The following is a 21,652-nucleotide window of genomic DNA, read 5'->3' on the forward strand; positions in this document are numbered from 1 at the left end:
CGCTCCCCCACCGTGCGGCAGCATTCCGTTCCTCGCCGCAGTATAAAAAACGGGGCTTTCGCCCCGTTCAGATTGCCGATGAACCCCACTTTTCCGGTGGGGTTCGTCTTTTTCATTACGACTTCCGCAGCAGATACACAAAGTACGGCGCACCGATAAAGGTCGCCAGCAGCCCTGCGGGGATCTGATCGGGGAAGGAGAGCATGCGACCGCACCAGTCGGCCGCGACCATCAGGCCACCGCCCAGCAGTGCGGCCATCACCTGCTGCGGCAGCGCGCGGCGGAAGCCCAGCATGCGTGCCATATGCGGCGCCATCAGTCCGACGAAGCTCAGCGGACCAATAGTTAACGTTGCGGCGGCGGTCAGACAGGCCGCCAGCAGCAGCAGCGCCAGCCGCGAAGGCGTCAGCGCCATGCCTACCGCTTTCGCCGTCATACCGCCCAGCGGCAGCACGGTCAGCCAGCGACGGCACAGCGGCACCAGCGCAATCAGCACCACGGCAATCATCACCGTTCGCAGCGCCTGTGGGGCATCGATCTTGTAGGTCGAGCCGGCCATCCAAGTCAGCAGGCTGGCCATTCGCGGATCGCCGCTGGCCAGCAGCAGCATCGTAATGGTGGTAAAGGCGGTGCTCAGTGCCATCCCCGCCAGCAGCATACGCTCAGGTGAGAAGCCACCGCGCCCGGCAGCAATCGAGATAATCAGCAGCGTTACCGCCGCACCCAGCGTGCCCGCAGGCAGCAGCCAGCCAAATGCGTCGCCGGGGACGATAAACAGCATAATCACCACGCCGAAGGCGGCACCGGAGCTGATGCCCAGCACTTCCGGGCTGGCCATCGCATTCCCCGTCAGGCGCTGCACCATACAGCCCGCCACGCCGAGCATCATCCCGGTAGCCAGCGCGGCAACCAGCCTTGGGCCGCGCCACGGCAACAGCTGCTGCCAGAGGTCACCGGTTGCCCACACCCAGCCATCGGCATTACGGCCAAAGCTCAGCGCGATGGCCGCCAGCACCAGTACCACTCCACCGCCGCACAGCGACCAGAGCAGCACGTTCTGGCGCTCTGCAGGCACCCGATCGCCGAAGTTCATCGCCGGTCCGCTGCCGCCGGTCCGCAGGCGCGGCAGCAGCCACAGCAGCAGCGGCGCACCGATCACCGCCGTTACCGTCCCGGTGGAGATCTCCCCCAGCCGATCGGTCAGCCACAGCACGCACTGGTCCGCCAGCCACAGCAGCAGCGCGCCGATCAGCGGCGCCAGCAGCAGACGGCTGAACAGGCGACGGAAGCCGAGCATCTTCGCCAGCAGCGGAGAGAACAGCCCGATAAAGCCGATAATCCCGGCGGCATTCACCAGCGAGGCGCTGATTAGGATGGCGATCGCCAGCACGGCAAAACGCGCCAGCGACAGCGCCAGCCCGAGATTTTTCGCTACGCCGTCGTCCAGTCCCATCAGGGTCATCGGCCGCAGCATCAGCAGCGTCAGCACCACACCGGCCAGCAGGCGCGGCCAGATAAAGCTGACGTTGCTCCAGTCCATCTGATTCAGCGAACCGGTGCTCCACAGGAACATGTTTTGCAGCTGATCGTGATTAAAGATGGCGAAAATCTGATTTACCGCCCCGCAGTAGAGCGACAGCACCAGCCCGGCGAGGATCAGCGTTACCGGCGACATCCTTTTGCCCCAGGCCACGCCAAACACCAGCAGACCGATGGTTACCGCACCGATGGTCGCCGCCAGCTGCTGCGTGACCAACCCGCCCGGCACGCTCCACAGCGTCACCACGGTAATACCGAGCTGAGCACCGCTGGCGACACCCAGCGTGGTCGGCTCTGCCAGCGGGTTGCGCAGCACCTGCTGGAACAGCAGGCCGACCAGCCCCAGCCCGGCACCGACCAGCAGCGACAGCGCCAGTCGTGACAGCAGGCTGTGGTGGAACACCATCTGCTGGATGTTATCGACATCCGGAGAACGCAGCGCCAGCAGCCACTGATCCATTGGCAGATGGTGCTTAAAGTTACTGAGGGTCAGCAGCAGTGCGGAAACGAACAGCAGCAGCAGCAGGAAAATGGGCAGACGATACGCTTTCATCAGTTTTCCCCCAGCGCGCTGTCAAGAGTGTGGATCAGCTGAATGGCCGACAGCGTTGCGCCGTAGAACCACACGCGCGGCACCTGGCGGAAGCGCCCCTCGCGGACAAACGGCAGCGACTGCCAGAGCGAAGCGGAGGTCACCTGGTCGATGATGTTCTGATTGTCGTGTTCAAAGTTAATCACCTCAACGTCGCGCATATCGGCCAGCCGTTCAATGCCGACCACCACGCTGCCCCAGAAGGTGCTCTCCCCTTTCCAGGCATTGACCAGCCCCAGATCGTCCATCACCTGCTGGAACAAACCGTTTGCGCTGAACACAATGGCATGGCGTGCGTCGAAGATAGACATCAGCAGCAGCGGGCGCTGCGGTCGCGCCGCCAGACGGGTTTTCACCCGCAGGATCAGCGCATCCAGCTCGGCCAGGTGGGCTTCGGCCTGCTGCACGCGGTTGATTCGTTTGGCCAGCGCCATCAGCGAGTCGCGGGCGGCGCTCAGCGGTTTCCCTTTGCCATCGTTGAATGAGAACCCCATTCCCGGCGCGATGCGCTCGAAGCGGGCCGGATCGGGACCGTAGCCCTGAGAATAGAGGATCAGCGACGGCCGCATCTGAGTGAGCAGCTCAAGGTTAGGTTCGGTGCGCAGCCCGACATCAATCACCGAAGCCGGAAGCTCCGGCTTGCCGACCCACTGGCGGTAATTGTACAGCTCGGCGGCACCCATCGGCGTTACGCCCAGCGCCATCAGCAGCTCCAGCGGTAGCCACTCTAGCGCGATAATGCGCTCTTCGGTCGGCAGTTGGGCAACGGCGGGAAGGTGGGCGAGCAGCGGAGAAAAGGCGAGCGCCATCAGCAGACGGCGGCGTGTGATATCCGGGGTCACAATCAATCCTTAGTAAACAAAGCTTACCGGTGCCCCACCCTGCGGATGCGGCAATATCCCCATTGGAATACCGTAAATTTCCTGCAGCACGTCACCGTGCATAATTGCCTCGGGATCGCCCTGAGCAATCATTTCACCGCCGCGCAGCGCCACCAGATGGTCGCAGTAGCGGGCAGCCATATTGATATCGTGCAGCACGGCAATCACCGTCAGGCCACGCTCGCGGCTGAGGCGTTGGATCAGCGCCAGCACTTCAACCTGATGGGCAATATCCAGTGCGGAAGTCGGTTCATCCAGCAGCAGGCAGCGGCTGTTCTGTGCCACCAGCATGGCAATCCACGCCCGCTGGCGTTCGCCGCCGGAAAGGCTGTCCACCAGCCGTTGTGCAAACGGCTTCAGGCCGACCAGCGCAATGGCTTCATCCACCCGTTCGCGATCCTCAATACCGTAGCGACCTAACGCACCGTGCCACGGATAGCGGCCAATCGCCACCAGCTCGCGCACCGTCATGCCTTCGGCGGCAGGCAGTTGCTGCGGCAGATAGGCGACTTCACGGGCGAAGGCTTTATTCTGCCAGTCCGCCACCGGACGATCGTTAAGCATCACCTGCCCCGCCGTTGCCGCATGATGGCGACCCAGCATTTTGAGCAGGGTGGATTTTCCGGAGCCGTTGTGGCCAATCAGCCCACAGACTTTTCCGGCGGGAAAGGAGAGTGACAGCGGCTGAAGCAGCGTTCGGCCTGGGACGGTAAAACTGACGTGATCGAGAGAGAAAGTCGTTTCTGTAGCGTGCTGAGGTTGCATAGCGATCTTCTGATTGGCGGGCGCGGCGAACCGCGCCCGGTTAAACATTTAGAAACGGAAGGTAGCAGTACCAATGATTTGGCGATCCGCACCCCAGTAGCAGGCGTAGTCGCGGTAGCAGCTGGCAACGTATTCACGATCGAACAGGTTGTTGACGTTCACACCCACGGAAGAACCCGGCAGGCCAAAGCGACCCAGATCGTATTTCACCGCAGCGTCAACCACCGAGTAGGAGGCCACGCTGAAGTTTTTATTAATATCGGTTCCGGTGCTGTACTGACCGACGCTGTTACCCACGTAGCGCACGCCGCTGCCGATGGTCAGGCCGCTGAGCGCGGTTTCATGGAAGGTGTAGTCAGCCCACAGGGAAGCCATGTTTCTTGGCACCTGCACCGGGCGCTGATCCTGCAGATCGGTGTCATGCGTGTATTTCGCATCGGTGAAAGTGTAAGACGCGGTCACGTTGATGTTGGCATTAACGGCCGCTTTGGCCTCCAACTCAACGCCGCGCGAACGCATCTCACCGCTCTGCACGCTGAAGAAATCATGATCCGGGTCGCCGGTCAGGTTTTTATTCTTGGTCAGCTGATACACCGCGGCGGTAATCACGATCGGACGGTCTTTCGGTACGAATTTCACCCCGGCCTCATACTGCTTGGCGCGTGATGGATCGAACGGCTGGCCATCGAACGTGGTCCCTGACGTTGGCAGGAACGACTCGCTGTAGCTGAAGTATGGCGCGATACCGTTGTCAAACACATAGTTCACGCCGCCGCGCCAGGTAAACTGCTGATCGTTTTTCTCAGCGGTACTGTTACCGGTACGGTTATAGGCGGAGGTTTTGGCGAAATCATAGCGGCCGCCCAGCGTCAGCACCCAGCGATTCCACTCCATCTGATCCTGAGCATACAGGCCGGTTTGCTCCTGCTTGTTCAGATATTTATACGGGAAGTTCAGGGTATAGCTGTCGTTGCCATACTGTGGATTGATCGCGCTAATCGGGTCAGCTGAGCCGAAATCGGCGTTAATATCGTTACGCATACGCAGATAATCAACGCCCATCAGCAGGGTGTGATCGACATCGCCGGTGGCAAATTTTGCCTGAGCCTGAGTATCCACGGTGAAGGTATTCAGCTCTTCCTGCGAAAGGGCCACGCCGCGCGTGATTTCGTTCGTGGTGCTGTTAAAACCGTTGCCGTAGATGCTGCGATAGTCGGTGGTCACCTTCGCATAGCGCAGGTTCTGGTGCACGGTCCAGGTATCATTGAACTGGTGATCGAAGCTGTATCCCACCATCTGCTGCTTGCGGGAAATTTTGTTGCTGTCTTCACCCTCGTCAAAGTTGGTTGGCAGCTTATGCTGATTGCCGTTGGAATCAATAATCGGCACTACCGTTCCCTGACGCGGCAGCCAGCCGTAGTAGCCGGTTTCCGGCTCGTTCTGGAAATAGCTGAGGAAGGTGAAGTTGGTTTTCTCGTCGGGCTGCCAGCTGAACGAAGGCGCAATGGTGTAGCGCTTCTCTTTGTTCATTTCCTGCTGGGCATCCTGGCTGCGGGCCTGGCCGGTCAGACGATAGGAGAATTCGTTGTTGTCATCCAGCGCGCCGCCGAAGTCAAAACCGGTCGCATACAGATTGTCGCTGCCCATCTGGAACTGCACTTCGCGCAGGGTTTCGGTGGTCGGACGTTTGCTGACCAGCGCGACAACCCCACCCGGATTGCTTTTGCCGTACAGCACGGAAGCCGGGCCACGCAGCAGTTCTGCTCGCTCAAGGAAGTAAGGGTCGATATTAAACTCGGAGTAGTTATCCCCCTGCAGTTTCATACCGTCCAGATACTGGTTGGTGTTGGTTTCGCTGAAGCCACGGATCGCCAGCGCATCGATCACGTTCGATGAACCGCGGTTACCCACCATCACGCCCGGCGTATAGCCAAAGGCTTTTTTGACCGACTGGACCTGACGCATCTCCATTTCCTGGCGAGTCACCACGGAAACGGACTGCGGATTTTTTTCAATTGGCGTATCTGTCTTGGTCCCGGTCGCAGAATGTTCTGCTGCGATCGTCGGGGAAGGTCCCCATGCACTTTCCTGCGGTCCATTCGCGGCATTAGCACTTACGGTGATCGTCTGTTCACCGGCGGCAACAGCATTGCCAATTCCCGCTAGCGACATGGCAACAAAAATTGCCAGCTGACGCTTACGGGTGTTTATGATTGCATTATTTGTTGAAAAATCACGCGAATGGGCCATATTGCTTTTCTCTGAACAAAGAGTGATTGAGTGAGTGGTAAATGTGAAGCTAAACGAGAATTATTATTATAACGATTAGATAATATGCGAAACAAAGCAAGTTCTGCAAGAAAAAATCGGCACGACGAAACGTAGAAAGGGCCATGCAGGCATTGCCCACGCAGCCCCAAAGGAGATTATTGTTTGTAGGGTTAAAAATAATATCTATAGCCAATCAATAATCTTGTCGGAAATAGATTAAAGATGCTTACTGATGAAGCTCCGTTTTTACCTGTTCTATTTGCCGATGGAGTTCAGGCAGCGTTTCAATCCGCGGCCTGAAGGGCAATGGCGGAAAATAACGTAGCACTCAACAGCAAACCGGAAGCGATTAAATTATGTTTTATGCAACATCCCTTTAATAGAATTAATCAGCGCCAATATCCTCTTCGAACCGGTAATTAAAAAAAGCTATCGCGAGCCTGTTTTTATAACAGGATGTAAATCAGAAGGTTAAAAAGCACGCAGAATCAAAATAAGCAGTGAATGCAAACCAGTAATTATTTAAATCCTCCATAAAAATAAAAAACCCGAATTAATAATAATATCGAATTCGGGTTTTATTTTTACCTAATCCCCTGCCTGTTGACTATTACCGGGGAGATAATCTTCCCGGTAATAGTGATATCAGCAGGTTAATTACTGACCAAACATATCCTTAATCCAGCCAGCAACACCGTCGCTGTCCTTCTGTTGATCCTGAGGCTGCTGCGGTTGAGTCTGCGGCTGCCCCTGTGGATTCTGCTGCGGATTGTTGTTCTGCTGCAGCATATGCTGCTGCTGATCGATCTGCTGCTGTTGCTGCTGGCAGAGCGCATCCGCGTCGGTGGTCCAGACCGGAAGTGAACGCCAGCTGCTGCTGCCGCTGCCACAGACGAAGTTACCGGCGGAATCGACGTTCATCCGGGCAATATCTTCCGGCGGCGTCAGCTGGAGCGGCATCGGTGCCTGATTTTCCAGATAGCGTCGATACAGCTGCATCGCCCCGCTGGCCCCGTACAGCTTGGTTGGCTGGTTGTTATCGCGGCCGATCCAGGTAATCGCCACTTCTTTACCGTCGATTCCGGCGAACCAGCTGTCGACCAGGTTATTGGTGGTCCCGGTTTTCCCGGCCAGCATCGCTTTCGGATACTTAGCACCTAGCGCACGCGCGGTACCGTGATCGGCCACCTGCTGCATGGTGTAGAGCGTCAGATAGGCCGCCTGCGCGCTGACCGTCCGCTCCGCCTGCGGGAAGCTCTGGTACAGTACGGTGCCGTCTTCCGCAATCACCGAACGCAGCGCCGAAAGCGGAGCGCGATTACCGCCGCTGGCAATGGTCTGGAAGGCCTGTGCCACTTCAACCGGCGTCAGGTTCAGCGCGCCCAGCAGCATCGCCGGAACCGGCTGTAGCTGATCTTTCGACACGCCCAGCTTCGTCCAGGTATCTACCACCTGCGGCAGGCCCAGCGTCATCCCCAGATTGACCGTCGGCACGTTCATCGAGTTGGTCAGGGCATCCACCAGCATGACCTGACCGCTGAAGCGATGATCGTCGTTCTGCGGACGCCAGACCTGGCCGTTAGGCTGCTTAAGCGAGATCGGATTATCGGCAATCCACGAGTTCAGGCGGTAGGTGTCCGGCTGGCTCAGCGCCGTCAGATAGGTGGCCGGTTTCGCCAGGGAACCGATTGAACGCCGCGCCTGCAGCGCACGGTTATACCCGGCAAACTGCGGATCGGCACCGCCGACCATTGCGCGCACTTCCCCGCTAAAGCGATCGACCACCACCATCGCGGTTTCCAGATCGTTCAGGCCGCGCTGTTTACGCAGTGCCGGAATTCCATCCTCAACGGATTTCTCCGCAGCATCCTGCGAGACCGAATCCAGCGTGGTGAAGATCTTCACGCCGGAGAGATCTTTGATCTTATCGCCCAGCTTCGCCTGCAGCTCGTTACGTACCATCTGCATAAAGGCAGGCTGCGGCGTAATCACCCCGCCCTTCGGCTGCACGCCCAGCGGGCGCGCGCTCAGCATGTCGTACAGTTCCTGGTCAATCACGTTCTGCTGCTGTAGCAGACGCAGCACCAGGTTCCGACGCTCCAGCGCCAGCTTAGGATTACGCCACGGGTTGTACAGCGACGCCCCTTTCACCATGCCAACCAGCAGCGCCTGCTGATCGAGGCTCAGCTCGTCAACCGGACGGCCGAAGTAGTAAAGGCTGGCCAGCGGGAAGCCACGGATCTGATCGCTGCCCGCCTGGCCGAGGTACACCTCGTTCAGATACAGTTCAAGGATGCGATCCTTGCTGAAGCGTGCATCCATGATCAGCGCCATATAGGCTTCGTTCGCCTTACGCCACAGTGAACGCTCGTTGGTCAGGAACAGGTTCTTCACCAGCTGCTGGGTCAGCGTACTGCCGCCCTGCACCGCACGACCGGCGGTAATGTTGGCGAGGAATGCACGACCAATCGAGAAGAAGCTGATGCCGTCATGCTGATAGAAGTGACGGTCCTCGGTGGCAACCAGCGTGTCCACCAGCAGGTCAGGGAAACCGGCACGGGGAACGAACAGGCGCTGTTCGCCGTTCGGCGACTGCAGCATGGTGATCAGCCGCGGATCGAGGCGGAAGAAACCAAAGCTGCGGCCGTTGTCGAGGTTTTTAATGTCGCTCAGGCTGTCGCCGCTGAAGCTGAGACGCGCGCGGATCTGCCCTTCTTTACTGTCGGGGAAATCAAACGGGCGGCGGATCATCTCAATGCTGTTGGCCTGCACGGTGAATTCACCTGGGCGCGTCATGCGCGTCACCTGGCGATACTGCGTGCCTTCCAGCAGAGCGATCATCTCTTTTTTGTTGTAGGACATGCCCGGCTCAAGGCTGACCATACGGCCATAGACCGTGGCAGGCAGCTGCCAGACTTTGCCGTCAATGCGGCTGCGGATCTGTGAATCCAGGTAAACGCCATAGGCGGCCATCGCCACAATAAAGATCAGCAGCAGTTTCAGCAGTAAGCGCAGCCAGCCGCGTTTTTTACGCGATGGCTTACCATTTCCCTTACGTGGCACCGGGGTTACCTCCTCGTCGTCCTGGTCATCATCCCGATCGTCATAATCGTCATACTCTTCTTCCCTGTAGCGACCTTTTCCCGCAGATTTCCGCGTTGGCTTGGGCTGCTTACCTTTGCGCCCGATAGGCTCGCGATCGTCAGACATTCGTTTCATTTCTCCTGAGGCAGGCGTCGGCAACGCCGACTACTCTCGTCTTACTCTGGTCATTGCGGAAGAAGAACCTTCCGAAATAACGCGGCCATCACGCCAGCACATCGGCCGGATCTATGACGGGTTGGAAAACTTTTTTACCCGCCGCGTGGGTAGCGCGCTGGCGGGATCGTCGGGCCACAGATGCTTCGGATAGCGCCCTTTCATCTCTTTCTGCACTTCCCGATATGCCCCGGCCCAGAACGCGGCCAGATCGCGCGTGATCTGCAGCGGGCGATGCGCCGGGGACAGTAATTCCAGCACCAGCGGCACCCTTCCCTGCGCGACGCTGGGATTCTGCGCCTCGCCGTACATCTCCTGCAGGCGCACCGCCAGCACCGGCGGCTTGTCCTCATGATAATGCACGGGCAGCCGACTTCCGGTGGGCACAGTGTAATGAGTTGGCAACACAGTATCCAGTTGCTGACGCTGTGACCATGTCAACATTTGTAAGAGCGCGCCCACCATGTCCAGCTGCTTCAGCCCTTTACCGTCGCGTACGCCGCTCATCGCGGGCAGCAGCCACTGTTCAAGCGTAGCCAGCAGCGTGGACTCGTCGGCAGCGGGCCACTCGGCCTCCGGCAGCCACTGCGCGGCACACAGCAGGCGCAGGCGCAGCTGCTCGGCCTGCGGCGTCCAGTTCAGCACGCTTAGCCCTTTATTTCGCACCCAGCGCAGCATAGCGGCATGCAGCTCCTGCTCGTCGGGTTTAGCCAGCGGCTGGGATTTCAGCACCAGCTGGCCGATCTGCTCACGCTTCCAGGCACGCAGCGTGCCTTTTTCTTCGTCCCACTCGACTTCCGTTTGCTGCTGCACCAGCGCCGGGACTTCACGGATCAGTGACTCAATCGTCACCGGCAGCGCCTGCAGAATGCGCGCATCGGGCTGGCTACCGCTTTGCAGCAGCGCAGGGACAATCAGCCACTCGTAGCGGGTCAGCGCCGCATCATTTTCCAGCGTCGCGCCGCTGCCGTTAGCCAGCTGGTAGCGGCCTCCGTCGCCGCGACGCCGGGCGATACGATCGGGGAAGGCGACGGCCAGCAGCGGGGCAAGGCGATCCTCATCCACACCGCCACCGCTGACGCCCAGCCGCTGCTGTAGCTGCTTTGCGCGGCGCTGCCACTGCGGCAGGCGGCGGTGAAGGCCGTCGCGCAGATCGATGCTGCCCCGCTGGGGTTCTTCAAGCATAGCCACCAGCTGTGCCGCCGTGGCAACAGCATCGGCATTTTCGCCCGCGGCCGCCAGCATTGCGCCATAGCGCGGTTCGCTGCCCAGCGCGGCAATTTTGCGCCCGCGCGCGGTCAGCTGGCCGCCGCCGTCGGTGACGTCTAACTGGCGTAACAGCTGTTGGGCCGCGTCAATACCCGCCTGCGGAGGGCGATCCAGCCAGCTTAGCTGATCGACGTCGCGGCAGCCCCACTGCAGCAAATCCAGCCACAGGGAAGAGAGGTCACTGTGCATAATTTCAGGATCGCCGTGTGCCGCCGCGCGCTCCGCCTGCTCTTTCGCCAGCAGATGCAGGCAGATACCGGGTTCAAGTCGCCCGGCACGACCGGCGCGTTGGGTCATCGACGCCTGGCTGACGCGCTGGGTTTGCAGCCGCGTCAGGCCGGTACGCACATCGAACAGCGCGGTGCGCTCGAGCGCACTGTCGACCACCAGGCGGATACCTTCAATGGTCAGGCTGGTTTCGGCAATGTTTGTCGCCAGCACGACTTTACGCCGCCCTTCAGACGCGGGCAGGATCGCCCGTTGCTGCTCTGACAGTGGCAGCGCGCCGTAAAGCGGGCAGAGATCGATATCGGCCGCAATCATCTCCACCAGTTGGGTTTGCACCCGCTGGATCTCCGCCACGCCGGGTAGAAACAGCAGCAGCGATCCCGGCTCTTCGCGCAGCAGCTGGGCCACCTGTCGGGCTACCGCCTCTTCAAAGCGCTGATGAGCCGCCAGCGGCAGATAACGGCGATCCACCGGATACGATCGCCCTTCAGAAATAATCATCGGTGCCTGCGGCAGCTGCCTGCTCAGCGCCGCGTTGTCCAGCGTCGCCGACATAATCAGCACGGTCAGGTCATCACGCAGCCCCTGCTGCACGTCCAGCAGCAGCGCCAGCGCCAGATCGGCCTGCAGACTGCGTTCGTGAAACTCATCGAGGATCACCAGCGACACGCCGTCCAGCATCGGATCCTGATCCTGCTGCAGCATGCGGGTTAAGATCCCTTCCGTTACCACCTCCAGCCGGGTTTGCGGCCCGCTGCGGCTTTCGCCGCGCATCCGGTAGCCGACGGTTTCACCCGGCTGCTGCCCCAGCTGTTCCGCCAGCCGCTGCGCCACGTTGCGCGCCGCCAGCCTGCGCGGCTCAAGCAGCAGAATGCGGCCGCTAAAGGAAGCCTGCTTTAAGATCTGTAGCGGGAGCCAGGTGGATTTCCCGGCGCCGGTCGGGGCAGCCAGCAGCACCTGTGGGGAGGATTGCAGCGCCGCCAGCAGTTCGGGCAAGACGGCACTGACCGGTAATGAACTCACGTTTAGCTCCATAACAGCATGGTCTTAATCTTTCGGGCATTGTAGCATTCCCGGGGTTGATTTACCGGAGGACGCGATGCGCGAATCTAAACGGCTGTTCTTCGGCATCGAATTGCCGAAAGAGATGAAACAGCAGATTATTCAGTGGCGCGCCTGGGGCTTTCCCGCAGACCTGGGCTATCCGGTCGCCGCAGAAAGTCTGTACCTGACGCTGGCCTGGCTGGGCGAAGTCAGTGATGAGAAAGCGCAGGCGCTGATGCTGCTGGCTGGGCGCATCCGGCAGCCCGGCTTTACGCTGACGCTGGACGACGCCGGCCACTGGCCGCGTTCTGGTCAGGTCTGGCTGGGGCCGCACTGCGCACCGCGTGGCCTGCTACAGCTGGCCGCACTGCTACGCGCTCAGGCCGCGCGTCACGGCTGCGCACAATCGCCACAGCCCTTTCATCCGCATGTCACATTACTGCGCCAGGCTACGCAGCCGGTAAAGCTGCCAGCGCGTGATTTTAGCTGGTCGCTGCCCGTCGGGCGTTTTGTGCTGTTTCAGTCGCACTTCTCCCGCGGGCAAACCCGTGTTAAGGAGATTAAGGGCTGGGCGCTTCAATAAGGATTTCCTATGGAATACAGTCCCGCCCTGCAATCGGCAACGCTGATTAAACGCTATAAGCGCTTTCTGGCCGATGTGATCACGCCAGACGGCGAGACGCTGACCCTCCACTGCGCCAATACCGGCGCGATGACCGGGTGCGCCACGCCGGGGGATACCGTGTGGTATTCCACCTCCGCCAGCCTGACGCGAAAGTATCCCCACAGCTGGGAGCTGACCGGAACGCAAAGCGGAGAGCTAATTTGCATTAATACCCTGCGCGCCAACACGTTAGTGCGTGAAGCGCTGGAAGAAGGACGGATTGCAGAATTATCCGGTTACACCCACCTGCAGCCTGAAGTTAAATACGGCGCCGAAAACAGCCGTATTGACTTCCTGTTACAGGCAGAGGGTTGCCGTAACTGCTATATTGAAGTCAAATCCGTTACGTTATTACAGCAGGGCAAAGGGTACTTCCCGGACGCGGTAACCACGCGTGGCCAGAAGCATCTGCGCGAGCTGACTCAGATCGCGCAGTCCGGCCAACGGGCAGTTCTGTTTTTCGCCGTTCTGCACTCGGGGATTGAGGACGTTGCCCCCGCAAGTCACATTGATGCGCGCTACGCAGAACTATTAGCACAGGCACAGCATAACGGCGTTGAGCTGCTTTGCTATAAGGCACAGTTATCACCCGAAGGGATCAGTCTGATTCGCCCCCTGAAGGTAGAGTTGTAAAAATTGGCGCAATTTGCTGTTATAAGCACGCTTTCGGCAAGGGGCCAAATACGCTCTTCCTCACATGCTTGTCAAGGCATGTTCAGGAATAATTGCCAACCTTAATCGCTTCTGTTATTTATAGCGGCCTGTTTTTTCCCCTCCGGGGGATCGATGCCCGACAGTTTCGGCATGCAGGGCAGGCAATAGCCGTGTGGGACTTCACCGGCTGACAGTATCTGCAGCCTGAGAAGTGAAGGGTATAGTGCGTGTTATCCAGGAGAAACAACATGCAAGAAGGGCAAAACCGTAAAACATCGTCCCTGAGTATTCTCGCCATCGCTGGGGTGGAGCCATACCAAGAGAAGCCAGGCGAAGAGTATATGAACGACGCCCAGCTGGAGCACTTCAAGAAAATCCTTGAAGCCTGGCGTAACCAGCTTCGGGATGAAGTGGACCGCACGGTTTCGCACATGCAGGATGAAGCTGCTAACTTCCCGGATCCCGCTGACCGCGCAACACAGGAAGAAGAGTTTAGTCTTGAACTGCGTAACCGTGACCGCGAGCGCAAGTTGATCAAAAAGATCGAGAAGACGCTGAAGAAAGTGCTGGATGACGATTTCGGCTACTGTGATTCATGTGGCGTTGAAATTGGTATTCGTCGCCTTGAAGCGCGTCCGACTGCCGATATGTGTATCGACTGTAAAACGCTGGCGGAAATCCGCGAAAAACAAATGGCCGGTTAACGGCAACAGGATTGCGCAGTGGATCCGGGAGCGGTTCTCCGTTCCCGTTTCACTGCCCTTCCCCACTCATGATGTCAGCATCCTATATCGGGCGCTTTGCCCCCTCTCCTTCCGGTGATTTGCATTTCGGCTCTCTGATTGCCGCCGTTGGCAGCTACCTGCAGGCTCGCGCGCAGCACGGTCTGTGGCGCGTTCGCATTGAAGATATCGATCCTCCCCGTGAAATCCCCGGCGCGGCGACCCGCATCCTGAAACAGCTCGAGCATTACGGTCTGCTCTGGGACGGTGACGTGCTGTGGCAGTCGCAGCGCCATGAAGCTTATCGCGCCGCACTCGACTGGCTAAAACAGCAGGGGAAGAGCTATTACTGCACCTGCACGCGCAGCCGTATCCAGCAGATCGGCGGCCTGTATGATGGCCACTGCCGAACGCTGCATCACGGGGCGCAGCAGGCCGCGCTGCGTCTGAAGGTGGATGCGCCGGTCAGCACCTTTCGCGATCGCCTGCGCGGTACGGTACAGGCCGATGCGCGCCTGGCCGCCGAAGACTTTATTATTCACCGCCGCGACGGACTGTTTGCCTATAATCTTGCTGTGGTGGTTGACGATCGTTTTCAGGGGATCACGGAAGTGGTGCGCGGAGCCGATTTGATCGAGCCAACCGTCAGGCAAATCACGCTCTATCAGCAGTTTGGCTGGCCAGCCCCTGGTCATCTGCATTTGCCGCTGGTGTTAAATCATGACGGCAACAAGCTGTCGAAGCAGAATCACGCCGCGCCGCTGCCCGAGGGCGATCCGCGCCCGGCGCTGGTGAAGGCGCTGCGTTTCCTTGGCCAGAGAGTTACAGAAAACTGGCAGGATTTCAGCCAGCAGGCACTTTTACAGCAGGCGGTCAGTCACTGGGATCTCAGTTTAATCCCGATTACCGACGCGCAGCAGCAGGATACGGCGACATCGGCATTCTCAAACGGTTCACTCTGAGCTATGATTAGCCGCTGTTTTTACCGCACAGAATTCATTGTCACTATCGAGGTGTCCCATTTTTACCCGAGTTGCTAATTTTTGCCGAAAAGTTCTCAGTCGCGATGAGGTTGTACCAGCCGGGATCGAGGAAGTGCGTCAGATGACCGTTATTCCTCGCGATCGTCATAACATCTCACGCAAGGACATCAGCGAAAATGCCCTCAAGGTGCTCTATCGCCTGAATAAAGCGGGCTTTGAAGCCTACCTGGTGGGCGGTGGCGTACGCGATCTGTTGCTGGGTAAAAAGCCGAAAGATTTCGATGTCACCACCAACGCTACGCCGGAGCAGATGCGTAAACTGTTCCGCAACTGTCGCCTGGTCGGTCGCCGTTTCCGTCTGGCGCACGTGATGTTCGGTCCCGAAATCATCGAAGTGGCCACCTTCCGCGGTCACCACGAGGCGGAACAGCAGCCCGTTGACGATCGCAACAGCTCGCAGCGCGGCCAGAACGGCATGCTGCTGCGCGATAACATCTTCGGCTCGATCGAAGATGACGCCCAGCGCCGCGACCTGACGATTAACAGCCTCTACTACAGCGTGGCGGACTTTACCGTGCGCGATTATGTCGGTGGCCTGAACGATCTGCAGCAGGGCATTATCCGCATGATCGGCGATCCGGAAACCCGCTATCGCGAAGATCCGGTGCGGATGCTGCGCGTGGCGCGCTTTGCCGCCAAGCTGAATATGAGCATAGCCGCTGAAACCGGTGAACCTATCCCGCGCCTTGCCACGCTGCTGCATGATATCCCACCGGCACGTCTGTTTGAGGAATCCCTCAAGCTGCTGCAGGCGGGCTACGGTGAAGCCACCTACCGCAAGCTGTGTGAATATCAGCTGTTCCAGCCGCTGTTCCCGATCATTACCCGCTACTTCACCGAACAGGGTGACAGTAATATGGAGCGGATGATCCAGCTGGTGCTGAAGAATACGGATACCCGTATTCACACTCAGATGCGCGTAAACCCGGCATTCCTGTTTGCGGCCATGTTCTGGTACCCGCAGCTGGAAGCCGCGCAGAAAATCGCTCAGGAGAGCGGTCTGGCCTATTACGATGCCTTCGCGCTGGCGATGAACGACGTACTGGATGAAGCCTGCCGTTCGCTGGCAATTCCGAAACGCATCACCTCGCTGGTGCGTGATATCTGGACCCTGCAGCTGCGCCTGTCGCGCCGCCACGGCAAGCGCGCCTGGAAGCTGATGGAACATCCTAAGTTCCGCGCCGCCTACGATCTGTTGGCCCTGCGCGCCGAAGTGGAAAACAATCACGAACTGCAGCGCCTGACTACCTGGTGGGGTGAGTTCCAGGTTTCCGCGCCGCCGCAGCAGAAAACCATGCTGAACACCCTCGGGGACGATCCGGCACCGCGCCGCCGCACCCGCCGTCCGCGTAAGCGCGTGCCGGGCAGTGGTCGCGGATACGACAACAACAACGCATGACGCGAGTTTATCTGGCGCTGGGCAGTAATCTGGCCGATCCACTGCTTCAGGTGCAATCGGCACTGGATGCGCTGGCCGCGATTCCGCAGAGCAGGCTGATCGCCTGCTCTTCTCTCTACCGCACGCCGCCGTACGGCCCACCCGACCAGCCTGACTATCTTAACGCCGCCGTGGCGCTGGATACCGGGCTCAGCCCCGAAGCGCTGCTGGATCACACCCAGCGCATTGAGCTGGAGCAGGGGCGCGTGCGCAAAGATCATCGCTGGGGCCCACGCACGCTGGATCTCGACATCATGCTGTTTGGCAGCCTGACGCTGGACACCCCGCGCCTGACAGTGCCGCACTACGATATGCACAATCGCGCCTTTATGCTGCTGCCGCTGCAGGAAATCGCCCCCGATCTCTGCCTGCCGGACGGCACGCATATTGCCGATCTGCTGGCCCCGCTGGACAGCAGCGCTATCCGTCCCTGGTAACCGCATGTCGGTGCCGCCCGAGCTGCGCCGGATATCCCCTTTGCACTCTCCTCCCCATCCTTTAAGATACGCCAACCAGGAAGACTCTTACTGAGGATACGATGAAACCGACTACCGTCTCGACCTTGCGTCAATGGAAACAGCAGGGGCGTAAATTTGCTTCTATCACCGCCTATGAATTCAGCTTCGCCCGTCTGTTTGCCGATGAAGGCATCCAGGTGCTGCTGGTAGGGGATTCACTGGGGATGGTGGTTCAGGGCCACGACTCCACGCTGCCGGTCACCGTGTCTGATATCGCTTATCACACCACAACGGTCCGCCGCGGCGCGCCCGCCGCCCTTCTGCTCGCCGACCTGCCGTTTATGAGCTACAGCACCCCGCAGCAAACCTTCGACAGCGCCGCACAGCTGATGCGTGCCGGGGCCAACATGGTGAAGCTGGAAGGCGGTAAATGGCTGGCGGAGACGGTGAAGCAGCTGACCGAGCGCGCGGTGCCGGTGTGTGGCCACCTTGGCCTGACGCCGCAGTCGGTAAATATCTTCGGCGGGTATAAAATTCAGGGCCGCGCCGAGGCCGACGCCGATCGCCTGCTGGAAGACGCGCTGGCGCTGGAAGCCGCCGGTATGCAGCTGCTGGTGCTGGAGTGCGTACCGGTGGCGCTGGCAAAACGCGTCACCGACGCGCTGACCATTCCGGTTATCGGCATTGGTGCCGGTAACGTTACCGACGGACAGATCCTGGTGATGCACGATGCGTTTGGCATCACCGGCGGACATATCCCGAAATTCGCTAAAAACTTCCTTGCTGAAACCGGCGACATCCGTGCCGCCGTGCGCCAGTACGTCACGGAAGTGGAAAACGGCAGCTATCCCGCCGAACAACACAGCTTCCAGTAACCGAGGAGAAACACCGTGCTGATTATTGAAACCCTGCCGCTGCTCCGCCGTGAAATCCGCCGCTGGCGTCAGGATGGTAAACGTATCGCGCTGGTGCCCACCATGGGCAACCTGCACGATGGGCATATGACGCTGGTTGATGAAGCGCGCGCGCGTGCGGATATCGTGGTGGTGTCCGTTTTCGTTAACCCGATGCAGTTTGAACGCGCCGACGACCTGGCGAACTACCCGCGTACCCTTCAGGCTGACTGTGAAAAGCTGAACCGTCGCGGCGTCGATCTGGTGTTTTCCCCGGCACCGGCGGATATCTACCCGCAGGGTCTGCACGAGCAGACGTTCGTCGACGTTCCCGGTCTCTCCACTCTGCTGGAGGGTGCCAGCCGCCCGGGGCATTTTCGCGGCGTGTCCACCATCGTCAGCAAGCTGTTTAACCTGGTTCAGCCGGACATCGCCTGCTTCGGCGAGAAGGACTTCCAGCAGCTGGCGCTGATCCGCAAAATGGTGGCGGATATGGGCTACGACCTGGAGATCGTCGGCGTGCCGACGGTACGTGCGAAAGACGGCCTCGCGCTCAGCTCGCGCAACGGCTATCTGACCGCCGATGAGCGCAAAATCGCGCCGGGTCTAAGCCAGGTGATGAATGATATTGCTAACAAGCTGAGTAACGGCGAGCGCCATATTGAAGAGCTGATTGCTGACGCCGAAACGGCCCTTGCTGAGAAAGGGCTGCGGGCGGATGGCCTGGCGATTGTGGATGCCGATACCCTGCTGCCGCTAACCACGGACAGCCGTCGTGCGGTGATCCTGATGGCCGCATGGCTGGGTAAAGCTCGCCTGATTGATAACCAGCAGGTTGATCTCACCCAGTAGACAGCGTTGCCCGCAGGGGCAATACTGTCGTTCGTTTTTCGACTGATTGCAGAGTTACAGCTTATGAACCGTACTATGTTGCAGGGTAAACTCCACCGGGTGAAAGTCACCCAGGCCGACCTGAATTACGAAGGCTCCTGCGCCATCGATCAGGACTTTCTCGACGCTTCCGGCATCCTGCAGTATGAGGCGATCGATATTTACAACGTCAACAACGGCCAGCGTTTTTCCACCTACGCGATTGCCGCCGAGCGCGGCTCGAAAATCATCTCGGTCAACGGCGCGGCCGCGCGCTGCGCCTGTGAGGGCGACCTGCTGATTATCTGTTCTTACGTGCAGATGTCGGACGCCGAAGCCCGCGAATGGCAGCCGAAAGTGGCCTACTTTGAAGGCGACAACCAGATGAAGCGTGTGGCGAAAGCCGTCCCGGTTCAGGTGGCGTAAACAAAACGGGGCGGCCATTTATGGTCGCCCCGTTCAGTTCATTTCAGTCAATCACATCAGGTTCGCAGCCCGCGACCCCGCTGGATCAGCGACCACGCCAGCGCATAAAACACCACGATAAACGCCACCAGCACCGCCAGCGTGAAGCCCAGCGGCACGTCATTGATACCGAGGAAGCCGTAGCGGAATCCGCTAATCATATAGACGATAGGATTCAGCTTGGAGACCACCTGCCAGACCGGCGGCAGCAGCGTCAGTGAGTAAAACACCCCGCCAAGATAGGTCAGCGGCGTCAGCACAAACGTCGGGATCAGGCTGATATCGTCAAAGGTGCGAGCAAAGACCGCATTCAGCAGACCGGCCAGCGAGAACAGGATCGCCGTCAGCAGCAGCGTCACCGCCACCATCAGCCACGAATGCACCTGGAAAGGCACGAAGAACAGCGAAATCGCCGTGACCAGCACGCCCACGCAGACGCCGCGCGCCACGCCACCGCCGACGTAACCGGCGATAATCACATGCGTTGGCACCGGCGCCACCAGCAGCTCTTCAATATTGCGCTGGAACTTGGAACTGAAAAACGACGAGGCAACGTTGGCATAGGCGTTGGTGATCACCGCCATCATGATCAGGCCAGGCACGATAAACTGCATATAGGTGAAGCCGTGCATTTCACCAATGCGTGAGCCGATCAGATTACCGAAGATGATAAAGTACAGCGTCATGGTAATGACCGGCGGAACCAGCGTCTGGATCCAGATACGGGCAAAGCGGTTAACCTCTTTACTCCAGATGCTCTTGAGGGCTACCCAGTACAAATGTGTCATGCTTTCTCTCCCGTGTGACCATTCACCAGGTCAACAAACAGCTCCTCAAGACGGTTCGCCTTGTTGCGCATACTCAGCACCTGCACGCCCTGAGCGCTCAGCTGGCTAAACACGCTGTTCAGCCCCTGCTCGCGCAGCACTTCCACTTCCAGCGTTGAGGTATCCACCAGCCGATACTTGAAGCCTTCCAGCTGCGGCAGCGGGCTTTTTGCGGCCAGATCGAGGATAAAGGTTTCCGACTTCAGCTTCGCCAGCAGCCCCTTCATTGAGGTGTTCTCCACCAGTTCACCGCTCTGGATAATGCCGATGTTGCGGCACAGCATTTCCGCCTCTTCCAGATAGTGGGTAGTCAGAATGATGGTGGTGCCGCGGGCGTTCAGATCTTTCAGGAAGGTCCACATCGAACGACGCAGCTCGATATCCACCCCAGCGGTTGGCTCATCCAGAATCAGCAGCTTCGGTTCGTGCATCAGTGCGCGGGCGATCATCAGGCGACGTTTCATGCCGCCGGAGAGCATACGCGCACGCTCGTTGCGCTTCTGCCAGAGGTCTAGCTGGGTCAGGTATTTTTCCGCCCGCTTCACCGCTTCGCGTTTTTCCACACCGTAATAACCGGCCTGATCGACGACGATCTGCTGCACGGTTTCAAACTGGTTAAAGTTAAATTCCTGCGGTACCAGCCCCAGCTGACGCTTGGCATTGACCACGTCGTTTTGCAGATCGTAACCAAACACCCGCACCCGGCCGCTGGTTTTATTCACCAGCGAACTGATGATGCCAATGGTGGTGGATTTACCCGCCCCGTTAGGGCCGAGCAGCGCATAGAAATCACCTGCCTCAACCTGGAGATCGATTCCCTTGAGCGCCTGAACTCCGCCCGCGTAGGTTTTGGTCAGTTTTTCAAGTTCAAGTGCATAAGTCATAGGTAAGAAATAGCCCTTTGTATTTATCGTGTCGCGTTTAGTTTCTTGTTTGCCGTTTTCAAGCGCCGATCATTGCCCTATATTACCGCAACGTTTTTGTGTGTGACTGGTCGACACCATTATGAAAGATATTGAAACCCTTATCAGCAATAACCGCGAATGGTCCCGATTGCTGAAAGAGGAAGATCCCGGTTTTTTTGAACGTTTGTCTCTGGCACAAAAACCCCGTTTCCTGTGGATTGGCTGCTCCGACAGTCGCGTTCCCGCCGAGCGACTGACCGGGCTGGAGCCTGGCGAACTTTTCGTTCACCGCAACGTGGCCAATCTGGTGATTCACACCGACCTCAACTGCCTTTCCGTCGTGCAGTACGCGGTGGAGGTGCTGGAGGTTGAACATATTATTATCTGCGGCCATTACGGCTGCGGCGGCGTTCAGGCGGCGGTGGAAAACCCGGAACTGGGCCTGATTAACAACTGGCTGCTGCACATTCGCGATCTCTGGTACAAACACAGTTCGCTGCTGGGTGAGCTGGCGCCGGAAAAACGCTTCGATAAACTTTGTGAAATCAACGTGATTGAGCAGGTTTACAACCTTGGCCACTCAACCGTGATGCAGTCAGCGTGGAAACGCGGACAGAAGGTGACAATTCACGGCTGGGTGTACGGCATCCTGGACGGCTATCTGCGCGACCTGGGTGTAACGGCCACCAACCGTGAAATTCTGGAACAGCGCTACCGCCACGGCATCGCCAACCTGCTGAACGACCCGGACTTCACTCCGTAAGCCACGGGCAAAACATCCCCGCCCGACTGCAATTTGCCGCACATCATATAACAGGCCGAAATTTCCGACCTTGGTCGATTGTGCGGTGGACACTGGCGGTCAT

18 protein-coding genes are annotated in these 21,652 nt (G+C 58.9%); 10 read left to right on the forward strand and 8 right to left on the reverse strand.

Annotated elements, in window-relative coordinates; genetic code table 11:
* Nucleotides 1-115: 115 nt before the first annotated feature.
* The 6 genes from fhuB to hrpB form a co-directional block, all read right to left on the reverse strand.
* Complete coding sequence (fhuB, locus tag EC836_RS21865) at nt 116-2,092, reverse strand: Fe(3+)-hydroxamate ABC transporter permease FhuB (protein ID WP_123337074.1); 1,977 nt, start codon at nt 2,090-2,092, stop codon at nt 116-118.
* A complete protein-coding gene (fhuD, locus tag EC836_RS21870; protein ID WP_255416859.1) occupies nt 2,092-2,973 on the reverse strand; it encodes a Fe(3+)-hydroxamate ABC transporter substrate-binding protein FhuD in 882 nt (293 codons plus the stop codon). Before fhuD ends, fhuB begins: the two co-directional genes overlap by 1 nt.
* Before the next feature lie 9 nt (nt 2,974-2,982).
* The gene (fhuC, locus tag EC836_RS21875; protein ID WP_123337076.1) at nt 2,983-3,777 is read right to left on the reverse strand and encodes a Fe3+-hydroxamate ABC transporter ATP-binding protein FhuC; all 795 of its coding nucleotides are present in this window, start codon (nt 3,775-3,777) and stop codon (nt 2,983-2,985) included.
* Between the two features lie 48 nt (nt 3,778-3,825).
* A complete protein-coding gene (gene fhuA / locus EC836_RS21880) occupies nt 3,826-6,027 on the reverse strand; it encodes a ferrichrome porin FhuA (RefSeq protein WP_123337078.1) in 2,202 nt (733 codons plus the stop codon).
* Between the two features lie 678 nt (nt 6,028-6,705).
* The gene (gene mrcB / locus EC836_RS21885) at nt 6,706-9,258 is read right to left on the reverse strand and encodes a bifunctional glycosyl transferase/transpeptidase (protein WP_123337080.1); all 2,553 of its coding nucleotides are present in this window, start codon (nt 9,256-9,258) and stop codon (nt 6,706-6,708) included.
* A 120-nt stretch (nt 9,259-9,378) separates the two neighbouring features.
* A complete protein-coding gene (hrpB, locus tag EC836_RS21890) occupies nt 9,379-11,826 on the reverse strand; it encodes an ATP-dependent helicase HrpB (protein ID WP_123337082.1) in 2,448 nt (815 codons plus the stop codon).
* Nucleotides 11,827-11,902: 76 nt separating this feature from the next.
* Between hrpB and thpR the strand changes: the two genes are divergently transcribed.
* From thpR to panD, 9 genes are all read left to right on the forward strand, one after another.
* Nucleotides 11,903-12,430: an RNA 2',3'-cyclic phosphodiesterase gene (thpR, locus tag EC836_RS21895; protein WP_123337084.1), complete on the forward strand. Its 528-nt coding sequence runs from the start codon at nt 11,903-11,905 to the stop codon at nt 12,428-12,430.
* 9 nt (nt 12,431-12,439) lie between these two features.
* Nucleotides 12,440-13,144, forward strand: a complete 705-nt coding sequence (gene sfsA / locus EC836_RS21900) for a DNA/RNA nuclease SfsA (protein WP_123337086.1) — start codon at nt 12,440-12,442, stop codon at nt 13,142-13,144.
* A 269-nt stretch (nt 13,145-13,413) separates the two neighbouring features.
* Complete coding sequence (dksA, locus tag EC836_RS21905) at nt 13,414-13,869, forward strand: RNA polymerase-binding protein DksA (protein ID WP_123337088.1); 456 nt, start codon at nt 13,414-13,416, stop codon at nt 13,867-13,869.
* Between the two features lie 71 nt (nt 13,870-13,940).
* The gene (gene gluQRS, locus EC836_RS21910) at nt 13,941-14,849 is read left to right on the forward strand and encodes a tRNA glutamyl-Q(34) synthetase GluQRS (RefSeq protein ID WP_123337333.1); all 909 of its coding nucleotides are present in this window, start codon (nt 13,941-13,943) and stop codon (nt 14,847-14,849) included.
* A 58-nt stretch (nt 14,850-14,907) separates the two neighbouring features.
* Nucleotides 14,908-16,329, forward strand: coding sequence for a polynucleotide adenylyltransferase PcnB (gene pcnB, locus EC836_RS21915; protein ID WP_233599395.1), 1,422 nt, complete (start codon nt 14,908-14,910; stop codon nt 16,327-16,329).
* Nucleotides 16,326-16,805, forward strand: a complete 480-nt coding sequence (gene folK, locus EC836_RS21920) for a 2-amino-4-hydroxy-6-hydroxymethyldihydropteridine diphosphokinase (RefSeq protein WP_123337092.1) — start codon at nt 16,326-16,328, stop codon at nt 16,803-16,805. The genes pcnB and folK overlap by 4 nt, the downstream gene beginning before the upstream one ends.
* A gap of 101 nt (nt 16,806-16,906) precedes the next feature.
* Complete coding sequence (gene panB / locus EC836_RS21925; protein WP_123337095.1) at nt 16,907-17,701, forward strand: 3-methyl-2-oxobutanoate hydroxymethyltransferase; 795 nt, start codon at nt 16,907-16,909, stop codon at nt 17,699-17,701.
* Between the two features lie 15 nt (nt 17,702-17,716).
* A complete protein-coding gene (gene panC, locus EC836_RS21930) occupies nt 17,717-18,571 on the forward strand; it encodes a pantoate--beta-alanine ligase (protein WP_123337097.1) in 855 nt (284 codons plus the stop codon).
* Nucleotides 18,572-18,634: 63 nt separating this feature from the next.
* On the forward strand, nt 18,635-19,015 hold the full coding sequence (gene panD / locus EC836_RS21935) for an aspartate 1-decarboxylase (RefSeq protein WP_062747172.1): 381 nt from the start codon (nt 18,635-18,637) through the stop codon (nt 19,013-19,015).
* 56 nt (nt 19,016-19,071) lie between these two features.
* Here panD and EC836_RS21940 read toward each other — a convergent pair whose 3' ends face one another.
* Both EC836_RS21940 and EC836_RS21945 read right to left on the reverse strand, forming a co-directional pair.
* Complete coding sequence (locus tag EC836_RS21940; RefSeq protein ID WP_123337099.1) at nt 19,072-19,842, reverse strand: ABC transporter permease; 771 nt, start codon at nt 19,840-19,842, stop codon at nt 19,072-19,074.
* Nucleotides 19,839-20,765 (reverse strand): ABC transporter ATP-binding protein, encoded by a 927-nt coding sequence (locus EC836_RS21945; RefSeq protein WP_123337101.1) that lies wholly within the window; start codon nt 20,763-20,765, stop codon nt 19,839-19,841. Before EC836_RS21945 ends, EC836_RS21940 begins: the two co-directional genes overlap by 4 nt.
* Nucleotides 20,766-20,886: 121 nt before the next feature.
* On the opposite strand from EC836_RS21945, the gene can reads away from it, so the two are divergent.
* Nucleotides 20,887-21,549 (forward strand): carbonate dehydratase, encoded by a 663-nt coding sequence (can, locus tag EC836_RS21950; RefSeq protein WP_123337103.1) that lies wholly within the window; start codon nt 20,887-20,889, stop codon nt 21,547-21,549.
* Nucleotides 21,550-21,652 lie beyond the last annotated feature (103 nt).

This window comes from Erwinia sp. JUb26 (assembly GCF_003751505.1).
Classification (GTDB): domain Bacteria; phylum Pseudomonadota; class Gammaproteobacteria; order Enterobacterales; family Enterobacteriaceae; genus Erwinia.